General features: G+C 58.9%; 6 protein-coding genes and 1 pseudogene. 2 read left to right on the top strand and 5 right to left on the bottom strand.

Going from position 1 to position 6,123, the window contains the following annotated elements:
* Positions 1-280, top strand: a pseudogene (locus tag ACIQ36_RS17440) (hypothetical protein); the annotation flags it as partial.
* Entirely contained in the window at positions 277-1,083 is an 807-nt protein-coding gene (locus ACIQ36_RS17435; protein WP_395831668.1) for an alpha/beta fold hydrolase, read from the top strand. The pseudogene ACIQ36_RS17440 and the gene ACIQ36_RS17435, both read left to right, overlap by 4 nt.
* Here the strand turns inward: ACIQ36_RS17435 and ACIQ36_RS17430 are convergent.
* From ACIQ36_RS17430 to ACIQ36_RS17410, 5 genes are all read right to left on the bottom strand, one after another.
* Positions 1,080-2,489 (bottom strand): sensor histidine kinase, encoded by a 1,410-nt coding sequence (locus ACIQ36_RS17430; RefSeq protein ID WP_395831666.1) that lies wholly within the window; start codon positions 2,487-2,489, stop codon positions 1,080-1,082. The two genes, ACIQ36_RS17435 and ACIQ36_RS17430, sit on opposite strands and share 4 nt — an antisense overlap.
* Complete coding sequence (locus ACIQ36_RS17425) at positions 2,470-3,204, bottom strand: response regulator (protein ID WP_395831664.1); 735 nt, start codon at positions 3,202-3,204, stop codon at positions 2,470-2,472. The genes ACIQ36_RS17430 and ACIQ36_RS17425 overlap by 20 nt, the downstream gene beginning before the upstream one ends.
* 24 nt (positions 3,205-3,228) lie before the next feature.
* Positions 3,229-4,731: a hypothetical protein gene (locus tag ACIQ36_RS17420; RefSeq protein ID WP_395831662.1), complete on the bottom strand. Its 1,503-nt coding sequence runs from the start codon at positions 4,729-4,731 to the stop codon at positions 3,229-3,231.
* A 216-nt stretch (positions 4,732-4,947) separates the two neighbouring features.
* Positions 4,948-5,502: a MarR family winged helix-turn-helix transcriptional regulator gene (locus ACIQ36_RS17415; RefSeq protein WP_395831660.1), complete on the bottom strand. Its 555-nt coding sequence runs from the start codon at positions 5,500-5,502 to the stop codon at positions 4,948-4,950.
* Between the two features lie 104 nt (positions 5,503-5,606).
* Positions 5,607-6,123, bottom strand: a 517-nt coding sequence (locus tag ACIQ36_RS17410; protein ID WP_395831658.1) for a MipA/OmpV family protein, incomplete at its 5' end; no start/stop codon positions are given.

Raw genomic sequence — 6,123 nt, 5'->3', positions numbered from 1 at the left:
CGAGTTCACAGCCCTACCCGAACCGCTGCTGGCGGCGCTTTTCTCGTATATTCTTGGCGTCAAGCTGCCGGGGCGGGGCACCAATTACCTGAAGCAGGATATGCAGTTCCTGAAGCCGGTCCCGCTGACGGAAACGGTCACGGCGACGCTTGAAATCACGAAGCTGCGCCCGGAAAAGCACCTCTGCGATCTCGCAACCACGCTCAGGGATGCGGCGGGTGAGACCTTGGTGACAGGGCGCGCGCTGGTTTATATCAAGGATGTGGAAGGCGCCCTTTGAGCCGCGCGCCAATCCGACATTGGCTGGATGTGGGCGAAGGGCCGCCCGTCGTGTTCATTCACGGTTGGGGGGCGAGCGGGGAGTTTTTTGCCGCGCAGCAGGCCCTGGTGAAGCGAGGGTTGCGGGTGATCATTCCCGATCTGCCCGGCCATGGCCCAACCGCAACGCGCGATACGGGCCTCAGCATTGCCGATCTGGGCGATGCCTTAGCCGAATTTTTGCGCGCGCAGGGGCTTGTGCGCCCGATTCTGGTGGGCTGGTCGATGGGGCTGTTGGTCGCCCTCGAAGCGCTTACCCACGCGCGGGTGCAGGCGGCGGGCTTGGTCATTCTCGATATGACGCCGAAAGTGGCCAATGCGCCCGATTGGAGTTATGGGATCGCTAGCCGCCAAACCGCCGCCGAGATGATCCGAACCGCCGACGCCATGGAAGCCGGTTGGGCCGATTTCGCCCCCCGTATCGCCTGGTCTTTATTCGCGCGCGGTCGCCCGCCCGAAGCGGCGTGGTTGGCCGAAGCAACCGCCCGCCTCAGCGCCCAGGACGCGCCGACGCTGGCAGCGCTCTGGCGCTCCTTGGCCCAGATCGATGCCCGCGCGGCCTTACGTTCCTGCGCGCTGCCGCTGCTGGTTCTCTTAGGCGGGCAAAGCCGTATCTATAGCCCCGCCTTGGCAGATTTTTACCGAAAGGCCCATCCCGACGCGCGGCTGACCATCCTCGATGGGGCGGGGCACGCCCCGCAAATCGAGCAGCCGGACGCGGTGAATAGCGCCATTGCTGCCTTCGCAGCTCAGGTCGTCATCTAAAGCGGCAGGCGAATGGTGACGACCAAACCGTGCGGGACATTATCGCTTAGGCTAATCTCGCCGCCGTGACCCCGAACGATATCGCGCGCAATGGTGAGCCCAAGGCCTACCCCCCCTTCCTCGCCGATCAAGGTGCGCGGTGTGCGTGCTGCCTCCAGCCGGAAGAACGGCCGGAAGATTTCTTCGCGCATCGCGGCGGGAATGCCCGGCCCCGTGTCGCGGATCTCAATAATCTGGAACCCACCCTGGCGGCTTAGGGTCACGTCGATCCGCTGCGCATGTCGGGCAGCATTTTGTAGGATATTGTTGAGGCACCGCCGCATCGCTTCCGGCTTCACCAACAGCGGGCCAACGTCATCGCCGACGTGAAGCAGCAGGTGCCGATCCTGATAGGGGCCGCGCCGCAGGGTGCTAAAGATGCCATCGATCATCGGCAGCAGATCGGTTTCGGTTGAAAGCTCCCGCCCTTCACCCTTCACGAAGGCGAGATAGGCGTTCAGCATTTTCTCCATTTCCAGAATATCTTGCCGCATCGGCTCTTGATCCGGGTGCGCGCCCAAGAGTTCGACGGAGAGTTTGAGCCGGGTGAGCGGCGTGCGCAGATCGTGGCTGACGCCCGCCAGCATTTCCATGCGCTGTTGCAACTGGCGCGTAATGCGCTCGCGCATATGGGAGAATTCTAGTGCGGCGCGGCGAACTTCGGTTGCGCCTTCCAGCTTCACCTCGCCGACCGGCTGACCCTTGCCGAACCGTTCCGCCGCTTCCGCCAACCGCCGGATCGGACGCACCTGATTGCGCATGAAGACGCTGGCAATGCCGAACAGCAGCAAGGAGGTGCCGACCATCCAGAGGACGAAAACATAAGTGGTGGAGGTAAAAATCCGCTTCCGGTTCACCCAGGCGCGCAACACCCCATCGGAGCTTTGCGCCTCGATCACGATAATGCGGTCATCCTCCGCGTCCCGCAGGCGAAACGGGCGGCGCAGCCGTTCGGCAAGGGCGGAAACCAGCGTGTCGCCATAGGTTTCCATCGCATTGCCCGGCTCGACATTCGGCAGAATTTCGTCGGGCGTGAAGGCGAAAGCAACGCCCGTCGCGCTTTCAGCGTCGATAAGCATCGGACCGATGGCCCCCGGATCGCGCGGGTGGGTTTGCTCGATTTGACTGAGAACAAAAGCAATTTCCCCCGCGACCGACCCGGATAGCCGCCGTGAGAGAATATTCCAATGTTGTTCAAAGAAAATATAAGTCGTGACAATCTGTAAAATGATCATCGGTGTAACGATGATCATCAACGAACGGGCATAGAGATTTTTCGGCAGGTATTTTTTGATTCGAAACAGATCGAGCCAAGGAATAATTTGGGGCCAACGCTTGCGGATCCCTTTAATCGAGATGGAGAACATAGCCCTTGCCCCGGATCGTTTGCAGATAGCGCGGGAACTTGGGATCGGTTTCTATTTTTTTACGCAGCCGCGTAATCGCCACATCAATGGCGCGATCGGTGATTGTGGCGCGATCGTCTGGGGCTAAATCTTCGCGCGTCAAGGGTTGACCCGCGTGGGCGACGAGGGCGACGAGCAAATCCGCTTCGCCCGAGGTTAGGTAAATCGCTTCGCCGTTGCGGGTGAGCAGGCGGCGTTTCGAGTCGAAGCGAAACGCGCCGAACTGGGCGGCATCGCCCGCGTCAGCCTCGTCACTGTCCAGAAGCGGTGCCGGGGGAACGGCCGCTGTGCGCCGCAGGATTGTGCGCAATCGCAAGACCAGCTCGCGCGGATCGAACGGCTTTACCAGATAATCGTCGGCCCCAACTTCAAGCCCGGCAATCCGATCTTCGGTTTCCCCCAGCGCGGTGAGAAACAGGATCGGCACATCCTGTTCACTGCGCACCGAGCGAACCAGATCGATCCCGCTTTCGCCCGGCATCATCACATCGACGATGAGAATATCGAAGGCGAGGGATTCAAGTTTCTCCCGCGCATCCCCCGCCGTATGAACGGCGACGGTTTGAAAGCCGTTTTCGCCCAAAAACCGTTGCAGCAGATCACTCAGGCGCTTGTCGTCATCAACGATCAGCACCAGGGCGGAGAGAGAAGCAGGGTCGGCTGCGGGCAGCACCATGCTGGGAAACCTTAACTGAAACGCTTAGCGCTGCGGGCTTGGCAGCGGAATACCGAGTTTATCCAATCGCTCTTTCAAGGAAGACAGCATTTCGCGCTTCCCTTCCTGCGACGGTATATGGCCGACATAGGAATCCATAAAATCTGGCCGGCTTAGGTAATGGCGCACCAAGGCTTTCGCCTTTTCCAAATTCTCGCCCGGAATGAAGCACCCTTCCTGGCAATAGTCGATCACCTGGAAGGCTTTCTTCGCGGTTGGCATCACTTGCTTTTCGATATTGGCAAAGAAGCGCGTTGAGGCGATGAAAGACGATTGCATTCCGGCAACCTTCTGCCCAAAAGCCGCTTTTTCGGCACTTCCTAATGGCGCAGCAATAATTGCCCGGTACAGGTTGGCCAGAATACGCAATTTATGCGCACCAGAGCCTTCGCCCGTTAGCAAGCGTCGGTCGAAATCTTCGTCGGAAAAGTAACGCTGTAAGAAGCCTTCGAGAATCTTTTTATTATTCGGGCCAAAGGTAACGGCATAAATTTCGAGAAGGCGCGTGACCTTTTCGCCCATACTGCCTTGATTACGGATATAATCGGCAATCGTTTCCTCGGTCAGCAGTCGGCCCATACGCTTATCGATGAATTCGAGCGCGCGCCGCCCACCCAAGATCCGGTCGTTATGGCGCAAACGCCCCAGAACCGCGTGGGTCGCGCGTAACTCGGTCATCAATTCCGAAGAAGCGATGGGGTTGCGCGAGGCCAATTGCTGCACAATGCTGGTTTCGATCGCCGCCAGAGTTTCGGGCAGGTCCATTTCTTTCAACAGTTGCTGCAGCTTCTTGGCCGTTGCGTGCGGCTCGGCCATGCGGCGGGTCGGGTAGGTGCCCTTGTAGAGATCGATCAGATCATCGATCTTATCTTCCAGCACCATCCGACGCCCAAAGAAGGATTCCTGCGCCATATCGCTGACGATGCTCTCCGAGAGCAGGCCATCAATGATCGGCAAATAGGGCGAGTTGGCGGCTTCCAACGCCAACGCGTGCATGCGCTCGATTTTCTCAAGCCAGTTCTTACATCCGGCGAGGGTATCGATCAGCATGCGCTGAAGGCGTAAATTGGCAACGTCGGGCGGCCCGGAGCGCAGAATTTGGCTGACCTGGGCCACAAATTCGCCGGGCTTTAGAATAATCGCGGGTTCAGCGGCCTCAAAGGCGCGAATTTTGATCGAGAGCTGTTCCAGCAGCGCCTGGATCTCGCGCACCCGATCGAATGTCTTCTGTCCGATCGCTTTGGCTTGCAGGGCCGATGCCCGCTCGGTGATGTCGCGCAGCAAGGTGCCCGCGCCATCAATGCGCGAGTGATTGCGCGCCGAGTAAATAAGTTCGGTTGGCGTAATCGCCATTTGATCCAGAAAGGGCCGCGCAAGCGTCCCGATCAGGCTGCGCGCAGCCGGCAAAAATAAATCATCGACCGTGGTGCAATGCACCATGCGGTTGCCCGATTCATCAGTTTTGGTTTTTTGCTGCACCGTCGTCATAGCAGAAATAATAACAATCTCTATTGCTCAATGACATTATGCCGCAGCAGGATAATCGGCGACCAGCGGAAATCATTCAAACTAAAGGATTTCATTGCTTTGCCCCCTTCTGCGGCCCGCCCATACTCCTCCGGACTATGGGCTGTCGCAGCGCGGAAGTCACGCGCAAATCGCCAGTCCCTATAATCAGCACACGATTCTTCGCTAAAACCAGGCTCAAGGAACCCGAACCGGGCGGGTAAGCGGGGTTGGTGCCGGGCGCCCCGAGGGCACCGCGATGCTCGGAGTGCCAACCGGGCGAAACCGTTTCCGGTCTTCCTCGGCAATCATCCCAACCATCACTTTGCGAAATCCTTCCACGGCCGCAGCCCCCGCGGCCCGATAGGCTTTGGCGATCAACTGCCGTTGGTTTTCCGACAGCAACCGTTCAAGCTCTTGGCCCTTGTCGGTTAATGTCAGCAACCGTTGTCGCCGGTCGCGCAGGCCGGGGCGTTGCGCCACATAGCCTTGGTCGATCAATTGCCCGAGCACGCGGCTAAGCGATTGCTTGGTTATTTTCAGGATTCCGAGCAAATCGCTCACCGTAATGTCCGGGTATCGCCCGACGAAATAGATAACCCGATGGTGTGCGCGGCCAAAGTTCCATTTGGCCAGCATCGCATCGGGCTCTGCCGTGAAATCACGATAGGCATAAAACATCAGCTCGATTGCCTGCCGCAGTTCTTCTTCACGCAGGAATAGCTGATTGAAGCCTGTTTTCAGGTCGCTCATGTAGCCTGTTCCCTTGGCCCCGCCCTTGGTCACACGTCTTTTTGGCGCATGTTATGCCTATCATACCGACAAGCGGGGCGAATGGAATACGGCTTCTTGAACGGTTAGAACCGATAGGACAGGCCGAGCATGGCGGAGGGCTGATTTTTATCGGCCACCACGGGGCTGCTGCCCGCATCGCCCAGCAACCGCGACAGACCGCCGGACATCATTAAGGTTATGGAATCATTGAGGCGATAGGTCGCGCTCAACGTCACGCCGACATCTTTCACCCCGGCCTCCGCCTTGTAAGCCTTGCGGCCCGACCGGCGGGACTGGGCAGCATTGATGCCAAAATAATCGCCCATATAGGCGCTATCGGCCCAGGTGGTATTCACTTCGAGACCCAAACCCAGCTTATCTGTCAGCGGATAGGCGACGCCAAGCCCCGCCGTGACGGTAAATCCATCCGAGCCGCCAATATAGCGGTTGGCAGTTAGCGAGGCGGTGAACATCGAGATCTCATAGGCCGCGCCAAGGCTCACAACGGCCGACCCATCGATATCGCCAAGCCCCTTCAGCCGATTGACCTTGCCGGATTTCGGCTTGCCGTCCTTTTCATCCCGGCCCGGCGCATAGCCT

The sequence above is a fragment of the Elstera sp. genome, from assembly GCF_044372965.1.
In the GTDB taxonomy this organism is placed as follows: domain Bacteria; phylum Pseudomonadota; class Alphaproteobacteria; order Elsterales; family Elsteraceae; genus Elstera.
This window is presented reverse-complemented; position numbering and strand designations above follow the sequence as displayed.